Annotated in this window: 14 protein-coding genes; 12 read left to right on the top strand and 2 right to left on the bottom strand. The window is 35.0% G+C overall.

Going from position 1 to position 18,352, the window contains the following annotated elements; translation table 11 throughout:
* The first annotated feature begins 336 nt into the window (after positions 1-336).
* Both map and LRP83_RS17755 read left to right on the top strand, forming a co-directional pair.
* The gene (gene map / locus LRP83_RS17760; RefSeq protein ID WP_230498044.1) at positions 337-1,077 is read left to right on the top strand and encodes a type I methionyl aminopeptidase; all 741 of its coding nucleotides are present in this window, start codon (positions 337-339) and stop codon (positions 1,075-1,077) included.
* Between the two features lie 475 nt (positions 1,078-1,552).
* Positions 1,553-1,750, top strand: coding sequence for an aspartyl-phosphate phosphatase Spo0E family protein (locus LRP83_RS17755; protein WP_230498043.1), 198 nt, complete (start codon positions 1,553-1,555; stop codon positions 1,748-1,750).
* Between the two features lie 29 nt (positions 1,751-1,779).
* Here LRP83_RS17755 and LRP83_RS17750 read toward each other — a convergent pair whose 3' ends face one another.
* Positions 1,780-3,933 carry an MMPL family transporter gene (locus LRP83_RS17750; RefSeq protein WP_230498042.1) on the bottom strand — a complete coding sequence of 718 codons (2,154 nt, stop codon included), beginning with the start codon at positions 3,931-3,933 and terminating at the stop codon, positions 1,780-1,782.
* A 347-nt stretch (positions 3,934-4,280) separates the two neighbouring features.
* On the opposite strand from LRP83_RS17750, the gene deoC reads away from it, so the two are divergent.
* From deoC to LRP83_RS17735, 3 genes are read left to right on the top strand one after another with little or no spacing between them, the layout of a single operon-like run.
* On the top strand, positions 4,281-4,955 hold the full coding sequence (deoC, locus tag LRP83_RS17745; protein WP_230498041.1) for a deoxyribose-phosphate aldolase: 675 nt from the start codon (positions 4,281-4,283) through the stop codon (positions 4,953-4,955).
* Positions 4,956-4,976: 21 nt separating this feature from the next.
* On the top strand, positions 4,977-5,147 hold the full coding sequence (locus LRP83_RS17740; RefSeq protein ID WP_230498040.1) for a XapX domain-containing protein: 171 nt from the start codon (positions 4,977-4,979) through the stop codon (positions 5,145-5,147).
* A 26-nt stretch (positions 5,148-5,173) separates the two neighbouring features.
* Positions 5,174-5,572: a cytidine deaminase gene (locus LRP83_RS17735; RefSeq protein WP_230498039.1), complete on the top strand. Its 399-nt coding sequence runs from the start codon at positions 5,174-5,176 to the stop codon at positions 5,570-5,572.
* A 56-nt stretch (positions 5,573-5,628) separates the two neighbouring features.
* Here the strand turns inward: LRP83_RS17735 and LRP83_RS17730 are convergent, their stop codons facing one another.
* Positions 5,629-6,333 (bottom strand): DUF421 domain-containing protein, encoded by a 705-nt coding sequence (locus tag LRP83_RS17730; RefSeq protein ID WP_230498094.1) that lies wholly within the window; start codon positions 6,331-6,333, stop codon positions 5,629-5,631.
* A 163-nt stretch (positions 6,334-6,496) separates the two neighbouring features.
* Here LRP83_RS17730 and LRP83_RS17725 point away from each other — a divergent pair, with 163 nt between their 5' ends.
* The 7 genes from LRP83_RS17725 to LRP83_RS17695 all read left to right on the top strand — a co-directional run bounded on the left by LRP83_RS17725 (position 6,497) and on the right by LRP83_RS17695 (position 17,968).
* Positions 6,497-8,098, top strand: coding sequence for a GGDEF domain-containing response regulator (locus LRP83_RS17725; RefSeq protein WP_230498038.1), 1,602 nt, complete (start codon positions 6,497-6,499; stop codon positions 8,096-8,098).
* 1 nt (position 8,099) lies between these two features.
* Positions 8,100-9,137 (top strand): HEAT repeat domain-containing protein, encoded by a 1,038-nt coding sequence (locus LRP83_RS17720; protein ID WP_230498037.1) that lies wholly within the window; start codon positions 8,100-8,102, stop codon positions 9,135-9,137.
* A gap of 3 nt (positions 9,138-9,140) precedes the next feature.
* On the top strand, positions 9,141-10,553 hold the full coding sequence (locus LRP83_RS17715) for a glycosyltransferase family 2 protein (RefSeq protein ID WP_230498036.1): 1,413 nt from the start codon (positions 9,141-9,143) through the stop codon (positions 10,551-10,553).
* On the top strand, positions 10,550-13,783 hold the full coding sequence (locus tag LRP83_RS17710; protein WP_230498035.1) for a hypothetical protein: 3,234 nt from the start codon (positions 10,550-10,552) through the stop codon (positions 13,781-13,783). The genes LRP83_RS17715 and LRP83_RS17710 overlap by 4 nt, the downstream gene beginning before the upstream one ends.
* On the top strand, positions 13,780-14,148 hold the full coding sequence (locus LRP83_RS17705; protein WP_230498034.1) for a response regulator transcription factor: 369 nt from the start codon (positions 13,780-13,782) through the stop codon (positions 14,146-14,148). The genes LRP83_RS17710 and LRP83_RS17705 overlap by 4 nt, the downstream gene beginning before the upstream one ends.
* Complete coding sequence (locus LRP83_RS17700) at positions 14,138-16,342, top strand: ATP-binding protein (RefSeq protein WP_230498033.1); 2,205 nt, start codon at positions 14,138-14,140, stop codon at positions 16,340-16,342. The genes LRP83_RS17705 and LRP83_RS17700 overlap by 11 nt, the downstream gene beginning before the upstream one ends.
* Positions 16,343-16,585: 243 nt before the next feature.
* Complete coding sequence (locus LRP83_RS17695; RefSeq protein ID WP_230498032.1) at positions 16,586-17,968, top strand: L-cystine transporter; 1,383 nt, start codon at positions 16,586-16,588, stop codon at positions 17,966-17,968.
* The last annotated feature ends 384 nt before the right edge of the window (positions 17,969-18,352 follow it).

The raw sequence follows: 18,352 nt of genomic DNA, 5'->3' as shown, positions 1-18,352 counted from the left end.
CCTGCATATAAACCTCCCCATATTCGAAAATATTTAAGAGGTTTTAGATTAAAAAAAGAACGTATGACTAGTGGGGTACTAACCATTAAAGAAAAGATAGATAGATTTATTATATAGTCTAAAAAAATCAATCGATTCGCACCCTTCAAAGTTGATCAAACTTACTTATTTCTATCATAAACGGTTGTAATCATCATTACCATATTTTTTTCTAACATTAGCTTGTTTTTAAGAAGAGCCTTTTGAAAAAAGAGAGATAATAAGTTAGTATAAGAAGGGCAGTCTTCAAAAATAAACATGTGTAAATAAAGAGTAAAAAGTGATGGTGAAGAAGTAATGATCGCAAAGACAGAAGAAGATATCCAAAGTTTAAAAGAAATTGGCAAAATTGTTGCTGCAATAAGAGATGAAATGGTGAAACAAACTGTACCTGGAATTACTACGAAAGAGCTTGATGAAATAGCTGAAAGCATGTTCGAACAGGCTGGTGCGATATCTGCCCCTAAAGGAGAGTATGATTTTCCAGGCTATACTTGTATAAGCGTTAACGAAGAAGTGGCACATGGTATTCCAGGCAGTCGGGTAATTCGTGAAGGGGATATCGTTAATATCGATGTATCGGGATCCAAGAATGGATATTTCGCTGACACAGGCATTAGCTTTGTAGTTGGTGAAGGAGAAGCAGTATTAGCGAAAATCTGTCAGGTTGCCAAGGAAGCATTTGAAGAAGGTCTGAAAAAAATTAAACCAGGTTCTAAAAAGAGTGGCATCGGTAAAGCAGTGATCAATACAGCTCGTAAACATGGATTGACAGTTATCAAGAACCTTACTGGTCATGGGATTGGACGTTCGATTCATGAAGCACCCGATCATATCTATAATTACCATGAACCATGGGATGATGAATTATTGAAAACCGGGATGGTCATAGCGTTTGAACCCTTTATTTCAACGAGGGAAGAAGAGGTTTATCAGTTGGATGATGGGTGGACCTATGTGACCGATAAAAGTTTTGTGGCACAACTCGAACATACTATTATTATTACTAAAGACGGCCCGGTAATTATTACTCAATAATGGGGAGGGAAACAGGTAGGAGGTTTCTACCTGTTTTTTTTATAGTCTTTTTTAAATCTAATCGTGCCCGTTTTCTCTCTTGTTGGTAGGTTTCGGTCACGAATAGCAACTAATCGTGCCCGTTTTCTCTCTTGTTGGCTGATTTCGGTCACGAATAGCAACTAATCGTGCCCGTTTTCTCTCTTGTTGGCAGGTTTCGGTCACGAATAGCAACTAATCGTGCCCGTTTTCTCTCTTGTTAGTAGGTTTCGGTCACGAATAGCAACTAATGTGCCCGTTTTCCCCCTAGCCCTCTGGTTTCGGTCACAATTAGCATCTAATCGTAAACGTCTACTGCAAAAAATCTATTGTCATTATATTGTCACTTATTCTTTGTAAAACTTTCCAATTCTCATAGTATAGTGTAGTTAGTTAATACTATTTTCACCTTAATTACCTTTTACCCAAATTACAATCTCTAGTGGAGGAAGCAATTATGACAACTTCTCTTTTAACCCATCCCTCGCATTCACATAAACAACTAAATTCTCTTATTTCCAACACAAGGAAACAAATGATTGATTCAGCCCTTACTAGTGGATTTTCTTCACCTGAGACCGTTCAAATTAGTCAGCTTTTGGATCACTACTTAAATTTAGAACAAAAACAACGTAATCGTTCCAGTCAACTATAAAACAAAGAGGGCTAAACGAAATAGCCCTCTTATTTAGTTGCTTTTACCTTCGATCGTCCAAAGAACCACCAGTTCCAGTCACCTAAAAGCTTCATTAAAGCAGGTACGAGTAAAAGTCTAACAATGGTTGCGTCAATAAAAATAGCAATCGCAATCCCTATACCAATTTGTTTGATGGGCATTACGCCTGTAAAAGAAAAAGCTCCAGTAATGACAATCATGATAGCTGCTGCCGAGGTAATGATTTTACTAGTTGATGTCAATCCGATAATTGTTGCATAGGTATTATCGCCGGTTTCTAAATAAACCTCATGAATACGCGAAATTAGAAAAACCTCATAATCCATGGAAAGACCAAAAACTAAACTAAATACGAAAACTGGGAGAATTAATCCAATCGTAACAGGTTCAATTTGAAAGTGTCCGTATTGGAAAATCCATACTACAATTCCGAATGTTGCTCCTAAGCTTAAAATGTTCATAAATATTGCTTTAATTGGAATAAGAATTGATTGAAAAGCTATCGTTAATATAATCAAAGTTGATACGATAATTAATAAGAAGCCGTAAGGAGCCTTTTGAAAAATTTCATTAAATATTTCCTGTTCAAACTTTACTTGTCCACCTAAATGTAAAGTAAAGGGTTCGCCGGCTTTATCCCATTTATTTACCCATCTGTGTATTTGCTTTGTTGTTTTGTCATCAGCTAAATAGACTCTTAAAAGCATTTTGTCCTTTTGAATATATCGTGAAAGATTTCCTGAAAACTCCCTATTTGTTGCCCACATCTGCGAGAATAGAGCTGGGTCTTTTATTTTGGAAATGGAAAATGGGGACTCTACGTACGTTACGTAATCATCCTTTTCTAGTTTTTCGATAAACGTACCTGCGTTTTTTAGGGCGGTTACGTTCGTCATTTCCTCTTTTGCTTCCAAAATCATAATTAATTCGTTTTCTTCTTCTCGTCCATTAGGAATGAAATGTTCCTTGTAAGTCTCAAAGGCAATTCTCGATTCATAATTAGGTGGGATAGAATCCTTTCCTGGAATGGCTAATTGGATATCTTTAATCGGAATTAAGCAGGTCAATAAAGCTGCTAATGAAATAAGAGTAATAAGGATAGGAAAACGCATGACAAATTTTGAGAAATTTATCCAAATCCTTTCATGATTCCCTTTAGTACGAAATAGTGGTAACGAGTTTATTCTGCTACCAAGAACAAACAGAATTAATGGCAAAAGGGTTAAGGATGATAGTATTGAAACCAATACAACAACCATTCCACCAATCGCTACATTTTGAAAAATATCAATTCTAATGAACAAAAGTCCAGATAGGCCAATAAAGACACAAAGTCCAGAAAAAATGATTGAACGGCCAGCCGTTCTGAGTGTAATGATTAAGGAGTCCTCAGAACTGTGTAAAAGAATCTCTTCTTTAAAGCGATTGATAAAAAGCAAGGCGAAATCGATACTTAATGCCAAGCCAATCATTGGAATAATATTTAAAATAAATATAGAAAGATCAACAACATGGTGGAAAAAATAGACTACACCCATACTGACTAAGATTGAACTAACCCCTATGGCAATTGGGATACTAGCAGCAACTAAACCACCAAAAGCAAATATCAATACTAACAAGGCAATGGGTAATCCAATCATTTCAGCCTTTGCTAAATCCTTCTGACTTGCTTCGTTTAAATCCTCTACCATAATGGGTTCCCCAGTTATGGTTATTTTACTTTCTTTATATTGAAGAGCCGTTTTTCGAAGCGTCTGCAAAGATGGTTTTAATTTCTCTTCCTTCGTTGGTGTAAAAAGGAAAATTCCATATGCTACATTTTTTTTCAGCATTTCTGGCTGTTGTAAAGGGGAGATTTGCTCTTCAAGAAAGGGTAAGTTTTGAGTGGATTCCAAAAAGCTTTGAATCGAATCCTGCCAACGTTTCTCAGACATCCCTTTAGTATTTTCGAACAAAATAATAAGTGGAGTTCTTCCTTGTCCAAATTGCTGTTCTAAAAGTTTGTTTGTTTGCTTATATTCACCTTCAAATTCAAAACCATTTCCGCGTAAGACATCTGGTAATTGAATAGCAAAATACCCAAAGAATGTAATTAGACAAGCCCATATCAATCCATTAAGTAAACGGAATCGAAAGATCCCTTTATTAAAAGTAATCATAAGTAAAAGGTCCTCCAAAAAGATTGCTAACTGTTCCTTTTAATATGTACCATTTGCCAATTTTCAAATACTAAAATTTGGAGGACTTGGAACAGGATTAATAATATTAACATTTGTAAAAATAACATTTTACAAATGTTCAAGTTAGAGTTAAAATGAAATTGTGAAGAAAGTGATAATACAGAAGGTTAGTTGTGAATTTTTTGTGAAAGTAATTAATACTTTTCACATTTGTAACAATTTTTAATTACATTTGTTCATTGTTTCTGGTACATTATCAATGTAGGTTAAGGGAAAAATGAAATTGGGGAGACAGAATTCTTTTTGTTGAAAGGACAGATAATAAAATGACTACAAACATCGCAAATATGATTGATCATACAGCATTAGCAGCAACTACCTCAAAAGAGGCTATAATATCGTTAGCAAATGAAGCAAAAGAATATAAGTTTGCATCAGTATGTGTGAATCCTACTTGGGTTAAAACAGCTGCAGAAATATTAAAAGATACTCCGGAAGTAAAGGTTTGTACGGTAATTGGTTTTCCATTAGGAGCTAGTACACCTGAAGTGAAAGCATTTGAAACAACGAATGCCATTGAAAATGGTGCAACAGAAGTCGATATGGTTATTAATATTGGCGCTCTTAAAGATAAAAATGATGAATTAGTTGAACGTGATGTTCGTGCAGTAGTTGATGCTGCAAAAGGAAAAGCATTAACAAAGGTTATTATTGAAACCGCACTATTAACAGAAGAAGAAAAAGAAAGAGCTTGCCTTATTTCCGTAAAGGCTGGTGCTGATTTCGTCAAAACGTCAACCGGTTTCTCTACTGGAGGAGCAACAGTGGCAGATATCGCATTAATGAGAAAAGTTGTAGGTCCTGATATTGGTGTTAAAGCATCTGGTGGAGTAAGAAGTCGTGAAGATGCATTAGCAATGATTGAAGCTGGTGCAAGCCGTATTGGTGCTAGTTCAGGAATTTCAATTGTAAAAGGTGAAGTTTCTAGTAGTTCATATTAAAATAAAAGAGGTCATATATTTATGAAAGAAGTTTTATTAGCAACAGTTGCGGGCATGCTTGTAGGGATCCTATTTAAATTTCTTAAATTACCACTTCCAGCACCGCCAGTTTTTTCAGCGGTTATGGGTGTTGTAGGAGTTTGGTTTGGTGGTAAAATTGTAGAATACATCATGCAAATGATGCAAAACTAATTGTAAAGTCTTGGGAGGTTTAACCTATGGAGGAAAAGCAATTAATAAAAGAGGCGCTTAATGCACGTGAAATGGCTTATGTACCCTATTCGACGTTTAAAGTAGGAGCAGCTTTACTTGCAAAGGATGGAACAGTATACAAAGGTTGTAACATTGAAAATGCTGGCTATAGTATGACGAATTGTGCCGAAAGAACAGCGTTTTTTAAGGCGATTTCTGAAGGTGTAAGAGACTTTGTAAAATTAGCAGTCGTTGCAGATACTGAGGGTCCTTGTTCCCCATGTGGTGCCTGCCGCCAAGTCATTTCAGAGTTTTGTGATCCAGAAATGGAAGTCATCTTAACCAATTTAAAAGGTGATGTACAAGTAACTACCGTTGCCGAGCTTCTTCCTGGGGCATTTTCGCCAAAGGATTTAAATAAATAATATCATCGTTAAATTAAAAAACCTGCTATTGCGAATTTCAAGCAATAGCAGGTTTTTTATTGATACAAAAATATTTTTACATTATCATTTTTGTCAATCGTTGCTAATAGTACATCATTTACCGTCACTTTGAAGGAATGATGTAATTGGTTGTTTAACCATTGTTCATCCTTCCCCAAGCGGTGTAGTTCTTCATATTCAATTCTGCCTTCTTTAATAATGGATTTTGGAAGTGTGAAAGGGTCTTTTGCTAAATGTAAATCACTAGCTGTAACTGTTTGGTATGGGGAATCAAGAAAAATGGATATTTTACCATCCGATTCCCATAAGGCTAGCGCCACTTTATTGACATCTTCTATTTTTTCTTTTCGTAATTCGCTTAATAAAATATCGATTGTAATTCTCGCTTTAAATAGATTTTTATGATGTATTTGTCCACTTTCAATAAGGGGAAATGGAGCGGGATCGAACAGTCTTCTTAATAAATGCCACTTTAAGCTTAAATATACTAATCCTAAATACAAAAAAACTAAAACAGTCATTGAAATCATGGCACCCTTTAAACCCAAACCTTCATCTGATAAAGGGTGAGCAATAATATTTCCGATGAGCAATGCCATTACAAAATCGAGGAATCGTAATTGAGAGATGGACCGCTCTCCCATTAATTTTGCAATGAGAACTAAAAAGAAGAATCCAACAATAGCTCTCAATGCCCACTGAATGGTAGTAAGAGATTCTTGTCCGCTAAAAAAATCCATCATTTTCACCTCTAAGGGATTCGTATATACTTTTAGTATTATTAATTGACCATACCGTTAATATGTAATCAAAGTTGATAAATGTTATAGTTATTACGACTTGGGTAATACTATCTTTTTAAAATTTTGTTGTGAAGATTATTTATAATACTAGAGGTGTAATATGCATTTTGAAAAATATAAAGCACTATTGATCCAAAAGATAAAAACACAGATGACACAATGGTTTGAATCAAACGATTTGATTGCGAATGAGGAAGTTTATCGATTTTTGCATTCCATTAAGGGAACGTCGGGTACGATTCGTTTAGGGGGAATATTACAGATTACAACTGAATTATTGGATAAAATTGAAGAAGATGCGGATAAGTATTGGGGTATAGAAGAGCTTCGTGATTTTCTGTATCATTTAATAATTATTTGTGATGAATACGAAAACTTTCAGGAATTAGAAATAATTCCCCTAAATACAAGAGAAGGAAATATCCCACTTATTCAAGTAATTGATGATGATGTATCGATGCTTATTGTTTTAAAAGATGCCTTAGAAGAAAAAGGTTGGATGGTAATTGCATGTACTGAGCCTGAAAAGGCAATTGAGCAGTATTTTGATTTACATCCAGATTGTATTATTGTTGATTATCATTTGAAAAGTAATGGCCTTCAACTATTAGATGAAATACATAAATTAAAGTTTGTTCCTACTATTATGACTAGTATGGATTATAATCGAGAAATTAGAATGGATGCCTTTAGAAATGGGGCGGATGATTTTATTCAGAAGACCGTTGACATTGAAGAGTTTATTGTTCGCGTTAATCGTCAGCTTCAAAGAAAACAAATATTTGATACTACTGTTCTGTTGGACGAGCTTACTCAAGTGTATAATCGTCGGTTTTTAAAAGAAATATTTAATAGAAGTATTAATGAACTAGAGCGTTCTAAAACTCCATTTTCGATTGCTTTACTTGATATTGACTTATTTAAGAATATTAACGATTCTTATGGGCATTTAGTTGGTGATCAGGTTCTTAAAAGCTTTGCTCAGTATTTAAAGGAAAATATTCGTAGCTCTGATTATGTATTTCGATATGGTGGGGAAGAATTCGCCCTTTTGTTTGCTGACTGTAACGACAAAGAGGCTGTAGATATATTATCGAGAATATTAAAGGATTTTAGCCAGCATGTTTTTAACAGTGGAACAGATCGCTTTCAAATAACCTTTTCAGGCGGAGTGTTCTTTGTAAATGATCCACACGTTTCACTTACAAATGCATTAAAATCAGCAGATGAAGCACTTTATAAGGCTAAGGAGCAGGGGAGAAGTAGAGTATTTAGCTCTAATGTAATGGTACCAGGACTTGTGAAGCACATATTGAATGTATCAGTAGTTGATGATGATGCAATCGTAAGAACGATGCTTGTTAAGGTGCTCCAATCGATGAAATTAGATCAGAATACATTAAATATTCAAGCGTTTGAAGATGGCCTTAAATTTTTTCAATCTAACCGATTAGACGATTCAGGTGAGCATTTTCTTATCCTTGATGGGGTAATGCCAGTAATGGATGGATTAGAAATACTCCAGAAAGTAAAACAAAGAAAAGATAAAGATCGAATTAGTGTATTAATGCTAACCGGTCGTAAATCGGAAAATGATATTGCAAGAGCGTTGAAGCTAGGTGCAGATGATTATGTAACAAAGCCGTTTAGTATATTAGAGCTGCAAGCAAGGATTCAACGATTAATTCAAAGGATGTCTTAACATGTGGGGTAAGGAATTACTATATCTGTCCATTGCAACTGTGGGGATCATTTGTATATTAGGCATTATCCTTTTATATTTGGTGTTAAGAAAAGTAATTGAAAATCGTCAAAAAAATAAAATAAATCAATATAAAGAACGACTAAGTGAACCTTTATTTTCGTTCATATTGTCCCCCGAAATGAGTAGGAGTTTAATTCCAGATAATAAATTAAAAATACAAGCGATTGAACAATTACTTGATAAATACGTTGAGGTTTTAGAAGGTGATTTCGAGAAAAAAAACCTCTATTCATTAGCCGAACTATATTTAACGGATTATTATAAAGCTGCATTAAAAAGTCGTAATTGGAGTAAACGAATGAATACGCTTTATCATATAGAAGATTTTAAGATTCGTTTGCTTCAATCCGATGTAAAACAGCTAATCAATTCCAAAAGAACGACTAGAGAAGAAAAAGTCCTTGGATTAAGAGTGCTTGCCTATTTTAATTATGAGAATTTATTTGAAGAAATTCACTTGAGATATCATTATTTTTCGGAATATGAGTATCGAAGTATATTATTGAAAGCTAGTGATCGAATCTTAGATGAGTTAGTTATCAGTTTTCATAAAAGCCAGATCATGTTACAAAAGGCTACTTTGGACTTACTTGCCCATAAAAACGAGTTAAAATATGTCCCTTTTATTGAATCAGTTTGCCATTCTTATTCAGGTGAAATCCGTCTTAGAGCTTTAAAAACTTTAGCTGCAATTGGATATGTAAAAGATATTTCCCACTATCTACCGCTTTGTAAATCCTCTATATGGGAAGAGAGAATGATGGCTGCTAAATTATTAGGTACAATTCAGGATGAGGAGGGGTTAAACTGTTTAATCAGCTTGCTTCATGATCCATTCTGGTGGGTGCGTTCCCAAGCAGCACAGTCAATAAAGAAATACCAAAATGGTAACAAAATATTAAAGAATGTCTATCAAACATCCAAAGACCCATTTGCAATAGATATGGCATGGGAATGGATAAACAAAGGTGATTAACTCATGCTCAATACTGTATTAATGGGAATTATGACAACTTATGGTTGGTTTATCACCATTTTTATGATGATCGTTATTATTTTTTACTCTTCTATTCTTGTCATATCTTCCCTCCAGCTAAGGAGGGAATACCAGTTAAATCGAAAGCAAACATATGATGACTACCTTAATGATTATTACAGTAAACCAATATCAATTATTGTCCCTGCTTACAATGAGGAAGCGGGGATTATACAAAGTGTGCGTTCATTGTTAAGTATTCATTATCCAAGTTATGAAATTATTGTTGTAAATGACGGCTCGAAGGATGAAACCGTTGCAAAGATGATTGAACATTACGATATGGTTGAAGTACATAAAGTAATAAGGAAACAAATTAAAACAAAACCAATCAAAAAAATCTATCAATCCAAATTTTTACCTTACTTATATTTAGTTGATAAGGATAATGGAGGTAAAGCCGATGCCCTAAATGTGGGGCTAAACTTTTCCAACTTTCCTTATTTTTGTTCACTTGATGGAGATTCAGTACTAGAAGCAGACGCTTTCCTAAAAGTGATGAAACCAATTATTGACTCTAATGAACAAGTTATTGCTTCTGGGGGAAGTATTCGAATTGCTAACGGATGTCACATTGAAAATGGCAATATCTTAAATGTCGGACTCTCAAAGAATCCATTGGTCATTATGCAAATTATTGAATATTTACGTGCCTTTTTAATGGGGAGAGTGGGTTTAAGTAGGCATAACCTTCTATTAATTATTTCTGGTGCCTTTGGTGTATTCTCAAAGCATTGGGTGTTACAAGCAGGTGGTTATAAAACGGATACCGTCGGGGAAGATATGGAGCTTGTAGTCCGTATTCACCGACTACTGAAAGAAAGAAAATTGGATAAAAAAATTGGTTATGTACCAGACCCTGTTTGTTGGACAGAGGTTCCTGAGAGTATGACTTACCTAAGAAGACAAAGAAGCAGATGGCATCGTGGCTTATTTGAAAGTTTATGGACACATCGAAAGCTAACCTTTAATCCTAAATACGGATCGATTGGATTTATTTCGTTTCCGTATTTCTGGATTGTCGAATTTTTAGGTCCTGTAGTGGAACTTTCAGGATTTATTTACATTATTTTATCTTTATTTTTCGGGGGAGTTTATATAGAATTTGCTATTCTTATTTTCTTCCTTTCCTGCCTATACGGCTCCTTCTTTTCAATGGCTGCTGTTCTTCTTGAAGAATGGAGCCTAAGAAGATATCCAAAGTTAGATCAAATATTAAAGCTATTTGTCTACTCATTAACCGAAACCTTATGGTATAGACCCTTAACGGTATTTTGGAGATGTGAGGGAATCTGGCAATCGATAAAAGGTGAAACAAGCTGGGGAGAAATGAAAAGAAAAGGTGTATCAAAATGAAAAAGCTATTTTCAAATGGCCAAAATGTAGTCATTGCCTATATTTTATTACTTATACTGGTACTATTAAGCCCATTTTGGCTATGGATGTTAAAGGATTCAAACCCTTTAAATGTATTAATCGTAGACAAGACAGTACCCGACAAAACCTACCGCGAACATAAAGGCTTCGTTTGGTTATTAAATAATGAAAAATATGTGAAACCGGATCATAATCTGTATTCATTAAAGGAAGATTATGTTGGATTTGTCCCTAAGGACGACAAGCATTATGGAATAAGAGAGCTCCCTAAAAAACTTGAACAGTTTGATGTCATATATCTTGCTGATCAATATGGGGTGTATGAAGAGGATTTCTACGGTGAAAATCAGCTCGGCAAACGTTCAGAAAGTCTATACGGCGGTCTTAAGTTGGAAGAAGTAGAACAAATTGAAAATTCACTATACCAAGAAAAAGGGAAAACACTAATAGCTGAATTTAATACCTTTGCAAGTCCAACAACGGCAGATGCTCGATTGAGAATTTCAAATCTATTAAACGTAAACTGGAGCGGCTGGATCGGTCGCTACTTTACGGATTTGGATTCCATAGAGGTACCCATCTGGGTAAAGGACCAATATGAGGGAGATTGGACTTTCACCGGAGCGGGGCTTGTGTTTGTGAATGAAGATGATTATGTCTATGTTGTAGAAGAGGAAGACTTAACGAAACAAGGTGTAGAAATTCGTTTTACGAAAAAGGGCGAAGATTATTTTAAACAAAATTTAAATTCCGTTTATCAATATTGGTTTGATATCGTAAGTGCTAGAAATGAAGATGAAATACTTGCGAATTTTCATCTCCCTGTTTCTGAAAAAAAGAAGGAAGCCATGCATGAGCTTGGTATTCCAACAATATTCCCTGCGGTCAATCTTCATGAAAACGCTCAGTATACCTCTTATTATTTTTCAGGTGATTTTGCTGATGAAGCAGAAGTCCCAAGTATTTATCAGACTAGAGGTTTATCGCTATGGAAGAAGTATGTGAGTGAGCGGAGCTCATTTTATTGGAAGACTTATGTTCCTATGATGAAATACATTCTAAAAAATGGCCTCCACCAGGATGTTGAGCAAGAAAAGGTAGAGATGATTCAAACTGATGGGATTACCTATAACAGTCAAACTAGTAATCAATTTATTCAAGTTCAAAATAATGGAAAATGGGAGAATTTCTTAATAAAAGGTGTAAATATGGGGATTGCAAAACCAGGCTATTTTCCTGGTGAAACGGCAATTACCATGGATGAATATTTCCGATGGTTTAAAGCAATTGGTGACATGAATGCTAATTCCATTAGGGTGTACACGTTACATCCGCCCGAATTTTACGAAGCACTTGATAAATATAACAAAATTGCTAAGTCACCTCTTTATTTATTTCATGGTGCTTGGGTAACAGAAGAAAGCTTAATTAGAACCCAAAATGCATTTTCTAAAGAAGTTGTCGAGGATTTTCAGTTAGAAATACGTCAGATGCTTGATATTGTTCATGGGAATATTACCATTCCAGAACGGGTCGGACATGCTAGTGGAGAGTATAAGACGGACGTCTCTTCGTATATTCTTGGATATATACTTGGAATCGAGTGGGACCCACGTGTTGTACAAGAAACAAATATCAAAAATAAAGCTGTTGGTCAATGGAATGGAAAGTACTTTAAGACGACAAATGCTAGTCCGTTTGAGGTCTGGTTAGCCCAAATGATGGAGTTTGCAGCGGACTATGAGACAAAAGAATACGGTTGGCAACATACTATGAGTTTTACAAACTGGGTTACTACGGATTTACTTGAACATCCTGCAGAACCATCAGAGGAAGAAGACTTAGTGGCTGTTAATCCTAACCATATTGAAAAAACGATAAATTTTCATGCAGGATTATTTGCTTCTTATCATATCTATCCTTACTATCCGGATTTTTTAAACTATGAACAAAAATATTTGGAGTATAAAGATGCAGACGGAAATCCAAATAATTATGCTGGTTATTTAAACGACCTTATTAAGGTCCATAGCATGCCAGTTTTAGTAGCTGAATTTGGAGTTCCAGGCTCGAGGGGCTTAACCCATCTTAATGCCTATGGTATGGACCAAGGACATCACTCTGAACAGGAACAAGGGAATATAAATAAGCGCTTATTCCATTCGATTGTTCATGAAGGCTATGCAGGAGGGCTAGTTTTCACCTGGCAAGATGAGTGGTTTAAACGTACATGGAATACGATGGACCTTGATAACCCTAATCGCCGGCCATTTTGGTCAAATGTTCAAACAAACGAACAACATTTTGGGTTATTAAGCTTTGAGCCTAGTTCTAGTGAGAAACAACTATATGTGGATGGACAAGAAGGAGATTGGAATAAATTAAATGTAAAGCCTATTTTCCAAACAGATAATCGGAATGAACGCATTAAACAAATTGATCTACATGCAGATCAGAGTTATTTTTATGCGAAAATGAAATTTCAACAGCCTTTAAATTGGAAAGAGGACGATATCTATTTATTATTAGATACCATTTCTAATCAAGGTCAAACTACCATACCAATAGGTCAAAATGAGAAAATAGCAACAAAAAATGGTGTCGATTTTATCGTTAATCTAACAGATGAACAAAACGCTAATATGTTGGTTGATAGTTATTATGATCCTTTTTATTATCAATACGGTCATGATTTAAAAATGATTGATCAAGCATCCTATGCAGCAAGGAAAAACAATGGAGTTTTTCACCCCATTCGTTTAGCCTTAAATAAAGAGCTAGTTGTTCCTTCTACAAATAAGACGTATCCTTTTACTGCATATGAAGCAGGAAGCCTAATGTATGGTAATGGTAATCCCTATGATCAAAATTTTAATAGTTTGACGGATTTTAGTTTAAGTAAAGACAAAAAAGTTTTAGAATTAAGGATTCCTTGGCAGCTATTAAACATTAAGGATCCGAGTTTGCGCGAGGCAATGGGTGATTTGTGGAAGGGTGGACTTGCATCTTCTGTAAAGATTAATCAAATCAAATTAAATGTCATTTCTGTTCATAATAATGTAATTCAAGATTCTGATGTGAATAATGAAACACTTTTCTTTTCATGGAAGGAATGGGAACAACCTATATTTGAAGAACGTTTAAAAAAATCTTACTTTATTATGAAAGAAGCATTTGACAATGTAAGTAGAGAGGGGAAAGTGGAGTGAAAAGGATTTTATTAGCAGAGGATGAAGAAATTATTAGAATGCTAATAGTCGATACACTAGAAGATGAGGATTATCACGTTGACGAGGCGGCGGACGGGGAAGAAGCCCTTCAATTGTTTGAACGTAATGAATACGACTTACTTATACTTGATTATATGATGCCTGGTTATACAGGTATGGAAGTTATAAAAAAGGTTCGTGCGGGATTAGTTAATAGTGAAGTGAAAATTCTTATGCTCTCAGCAAAAAGTCAAAAGCATGAACAAGAAATGATTTTATCTGTCGGTGCAAATGAGTTTATGCAAAAGCCTTTTAGCCCTCTACAACTAATCGAAAAGGTTAAGGCAATACTAGATGAAGATTAAAGATTATTTCCAAAAAACTTTATCAAAAAAATATGCTTCTTTAATGGTGCTCACGATTATATTCTTTTTAGTGGGGGCAATCAGTTTATGGCTTTCCCTCCACTACTTTAAGGAAGGTTATTCAGATCAAATCGACTTGTTAGAGAGAAAAAAAGATTTGGCGCAAGAAATTAATAATAGCTTTAACAATGCCTTTTCTGAGGCACGTGGTTATTTTGCCTATGGGAATGTAACGTTAAAAGAACATGCGCTTGCTACAGATGAACATGTTTCATCGCTCTTTGTCCAGTTTAAGGAGATTATTAGCACTTCTGAGGATAAACGTTTTATTAAGGAAGCAGAACAATTTCAAGATTATTATTTTGGCAATGCACTGCCTAGTGCGATTTCATTTTATGAAGATGGCCATCCAGAAGAGGTAGCGAAGTTAGCTAATTCGACAACAACAGCAAATATTACAAACTTTCAAAGGAATTCAGCAAATTATATTAGTGATTTAGGAAAGAAATTAGAAGCTAGCTTTGAGCGATTAATAAAGCATCAAACCTATGTTCAAGTTGGCTTTATTGGGTTTATTTTAATCATCCTGTTAACTTTGCTGCGAATCACAAGAATTCTTCTGAATCAACAGGACGAACTTAAATCAAAAAGCATTCAAAATGAAGAGTTATATAAAAAATCAGAAGCAGAGCGTAGTTTAAATCAAGATATATTAAACACCATTCAAGAGGGAATTTTGTTAATAAATAATGAAGGTGTTATTGTTCAAGTGAATAAACAATTGATTGATATGTTTCAATGGAGTAATAAAATAGGAACAATAATTGGGTTAGACTTGAATAATTGGACATCTGTTATGGCAGCACAAGTAGAAGATCCGGAATCTTTTCAAAGTTTTTTACGTAAAGCGACTGAAAAAAAGGAAAGCGATAGTATTTTTATTTATAAAAAACTCAATCCCAATCAAGTGATAAAGGTATATTGTACGGGATTATATCATGTAGACGATAAAGTAGGGACGATATTAGTTCACCGTGATATCACGAAAGAATTTGAAGTAGACATGATGAAGTCAGAGTTTGTTAGTACCGTTAGTCATGAACTAAGGACACCATTAGCTAGTATCCTTGGATTTACAGAGCTACTATTAAACCGTGAACTAAAACCCGACAGACAACAAAAGTATTTTACGACCATCTACAATGAAGCAAAACGATTAACAGCATTAATTAATGATTTTCTTGATATCCAAAGAATGGAGGCAGGAAAACAGTCGTATGAGAAGAAATTTATTAATCTTAAGTTAATTCTGGATAAAGTGGTTGAATCTCAAAGTATCCATACAAACGAACATCAAATTTCTATAATTGATGAAAGTAATAAAGCACATATTTTAGGAGATCGTGATAAAATTGAGCAAGTATTTACGAATTTAATTAACAATTCGATTAAATATTCACCAAATGGTGGGGATATCGAAATTAAACTTTACCATTATGAGGATCGAGTTTTTGTAGACATTAAGGACCAAGGTCTCGGAATACCAGAGGGGTCCATGCAAAAGCTATTCTCAAGGTTTTACCGTATTGATAATAGTGACCGCAGGAGAATAGGTGGCACTGGACTAGGATTGGCCATTGTACAAGAAATAATGAAGGCCCATAATGGAGAGGTCTTTGTCCAGTCCCAATATGGAAGCGGCAGTATCTTCACTTGTTCTTTCCCGCATATACCTGGACAGCTTGAAGAACTAGCACCTGTAACAGAATCAAGAGCGTTAGGCTTTAAGGTAATGGTTGTAGAAGATGATCAAAGCTTAGGTCAATTAATTACCGAAGAGCTGAAAGAGGATGATTTCCAAGTATCTTATTTTAAAAGAGGAAAAGATGCATTAGCTGTCATAAGAGAGGAACTTCCTGATGCCATTGTATTAGATATTCTTCTTGAAGAGGATGAACTAGACGGTTGGAGTATAATGGAAGAAATAAAGAAACAAGAAATACTTAAAAATATTCCAATCTTTATTTCATCAGCTCTTGATGAAAAAGAAAAAGGATTTTCCTTAGGGGCAACGGATTATTTAATTAAGCCATATAAACCAAGTCAATTGTCAAAGGCGATTATGCAAACCTTATTAAAAACGGGTAAAGTAGGTCAAGTTTATATTCCGCAAGATGAATTGGGCGAAGAGTAAACTTAGATTTAATTAACATCATAAAAAAGAGCAAATCCAATGGGGTTTGCTCTTTTTAATACGATTTTTTTGCCTTTCATCAGCTACTTATTTCCTTTTTTGTTTGAATAAAAAACATATTCATTGTCGTAAAGTCATAAATTCAAGTAAAGGCATACTATTATTTTTTTATTTCAATTCCGACTTTACTTACAGGGAAACATGCCTTGTGATTTTATTAAAAATGATAAGGAGGAATGGAGAATGACGATTGGCTTTTGGCTTAATATCATTGTGATGTTACTATTCATTTTTGGCCTTTTCTTTCTACAGAAAAAACATGTATCATTTTCAAAAAGAGTATTCTTAGCTTTAGCCGTTGGTATTATTTATGGATTTATTCTACAGTGGATTTACGGACCAACAGAACAGGTAGTAATAGATTTAATTAATTGGTTTAACCTTGTCGGTACAGGTTATATTAAGCTATTGCAAATGATTGTGATGCCACTTGTCTTTATTTCTATCCTAGCAGCCTTTACAAAAATGAAGCTTGCGAAAAATGTTGGAAAGATCAGTTTTTTGGTAATTGGATTACTAGTCGGAACAACGGCAATTGCCGCTGCTGTTGCGATTGCTACAACGATTGGATTTGATTTAGAAGCCATTCAAATTCAAGAAGGCGATGCTGAAGCGGCTAGAGGAGAAGCGTTAGAACAAAGATCAGCGGAAGTGGAAGGTAAAACCTTTCCGCAACAAATGCTAGATTTACTACCAGCAAATCCGTTCTCAGATTTAACAGGAGCACGTCCAACATCCACCATTGCCGTTGTTATTTTTGCCGCATTTATTGGTGTATCCTTTTTAGGAGTAAGAAGGAAATCACCTGAACAAGCGGAAGCCTTTGAAAAGCTTGTCGATACGTTACATGCGATTGTCATGCGTGTGGTGACCATCATTTTAAGATTAACTCCATATGGCATATTAGTTATTATGACAAAAGCAGTAGCTTTAAGTGATATTGATGGAATCTTAAAACTAGGTAAATTTGTAGTCGCTTCTTATGTCGCTCTTATTGTTATGTTTGTCATTCATTTAATTCTATTAAGCGTTGCTGGATTAAATCCAGTTACTTATTTGAAAAAGGCATTTCCAGTATTAACCTTTGCGTTTACTTCCCGTACAAGTGCTGGGGCTTTACCGATTACCATCCAAACACAAAAATCATTAGGTGTTCCGGAAGGAATTGCGAATTTTGCAGGCTCATTCGGATTAACTATTGGTCAGAATGGCTGTGCAGGGGTTTATCCAGCGATGTTAGCCATCATGATTGCACCGACTGTAGGAGTTGAACTTACACCATCCTTTATAGCGACGGTTATTGTCATCGTAGCTATTAGTAGCTTTGGTGTTGCAGGGGTCGGGGGGAATGCAACATTTGCTGCCATCCTTGTTCTATCGGCACTAGATCTACCGGTAGCTTTAGCAGGATTATTAATCTCAATTGAACCTCTTATTGATATGGGACGTACAGCACTTAATGTAAGTGGTGCGATGACTTCTGGAATTTTAACTAGCCGAATTACAGGTGAAATCGATTCAGGTGCTTATCAAAACTTAGAAAATAGAGTGGAAGTAGAAGCATAAAAATATGAAAGCCAGCCCGAGTTACTTATTAAACCGTTCCGTTTTGAGGTGCATAATGGTAAATTGACATCAGAAATGGCGTACGAATTGACGAATGCCATTTCCCTTTCACATAGGGATTTGGAATACCTTTTATAGAGAAGTAAGACCAGTAATGACAAAAGAAATTTAAAGGACAAAGCATATTGTACACTTAAAATTAGGTGACAATTGGGATGTCAATTCTTATGACGCTTCTTATCCTTAATTTAGTAACCAGTGATGTAAAACATACTAACATTAGTAGTACAGACCAAGGCCATGGTTTGTGCTACTATTTTTTTTATAGTAGAAGTGAAGGAAGGTCAATCCGCTTATTGGACCATGTTAGAGTCCGTATTTAAA

The organism is Pseudoneobacillus rhizosphaerae, assembly GCF_917563885.1.
Classification (GTDB): domain Bacteria; phylum Bacillota; class Bacilli; order Bacillales; family Cytobacillaceae; genus Pseudoneobacillus; species Pseudoneobacillus rhizosphaerae.
This window is presented reverse-complemented; position numbering and strand designations above follow the sequence as displayed.

Excerpts from the sequence above, each read along its gene's own strand:
- map (WP_230498044.1), top strand. The coding sequence starts at position 337 with ATGATCGCAAAGACAGAAGAAGATATCCAAAGTTTAAAAGAAATTGGC.
- LRP83_RS17755 (WP_230498043.1), top strand. The coding sequence starts at position 1,553 with ATGACAACTTCTCTTTTAACCCATCCCTCGCATTCACATAAACAACTA.
- LRP83_RS17750 (WP_230498042.1), bottom strand. The coding sequence starts at position 3,933 with ATGATTACTTTTAATAAAGGGATCTTTCGATTCCGTTTACTTAATGGA.
- deoC (WP_230498041.1), top strand. The coding sequence starts at position 4,281 with ATGACTACAAACATCGCAAATATGATTGATCATACAGCATTAGCAGCA.
- LRP83_RS17740 (WP_230498040.1), top strand. The coding sequence starts at position 4,977 with ATGAAAGAAGTTTTATTAGCAACAGTTGCGGGCATGCTTGTAGGGATC.
- LRP83_RS17735 (WP_230498039.1), top strand. The coding sequence starts at position 5,174 with ATGGAGGAAAAGCAATTAATAAAAGAGGCGCTTAATGCACGTGAAATG.
- LRP83_RS17730 (WP_230498094.1), bottom strand. The coding sequence starts at position 6,333 with ATGGATTTTTTTAGCGGACAAGAATCTCTTACTACCATTCAGTGGGCA.
- LRP83_RS17725 (WP_230498038.1), top strand. The coding sequence starts at position 6,497 with ATGCATTTTGAAAAATATAAAGCACTATTGATCCAAAAGATAAAAACA.
- LRP83_RS17720 (WP_230498037.1), top strand. The coding sequence starts at position 8,100 with ATGTGGGGTAAGGAATTACTATATCTGTCCATTGCAACTGTGGGGATC.
- LRP83_RS17715 (WP_230498036.1), top strand. The coding sequence starts at position 9,141 with ATGCTCAATACTGTATTAATGGGAATTATGACAACTTATGGTTGGTTT.
- LRP83_RS17710 (WP_230498035.1), top strand. The coding sequence starts at position 10,550 with ATGAAAAAGCTATTTTCAAATGGCCAAAATGTAGTCATTGCCTATATT.
- LRP83_RS17700 (WP_230498033.1), top strand. The coding sequence starts at position 14,138 with ATGAAGATTAAAGATTATTTCCAAAAAACTTTATCAAAAAAATATGCT.
- LRP83_RS17695 (WP_230498032.1), top strand. The coding sequence starts at position 16,586 with ATGACGATTGGCTTTTGGCTTAATATCATTGTGATGTTACTATTCATT.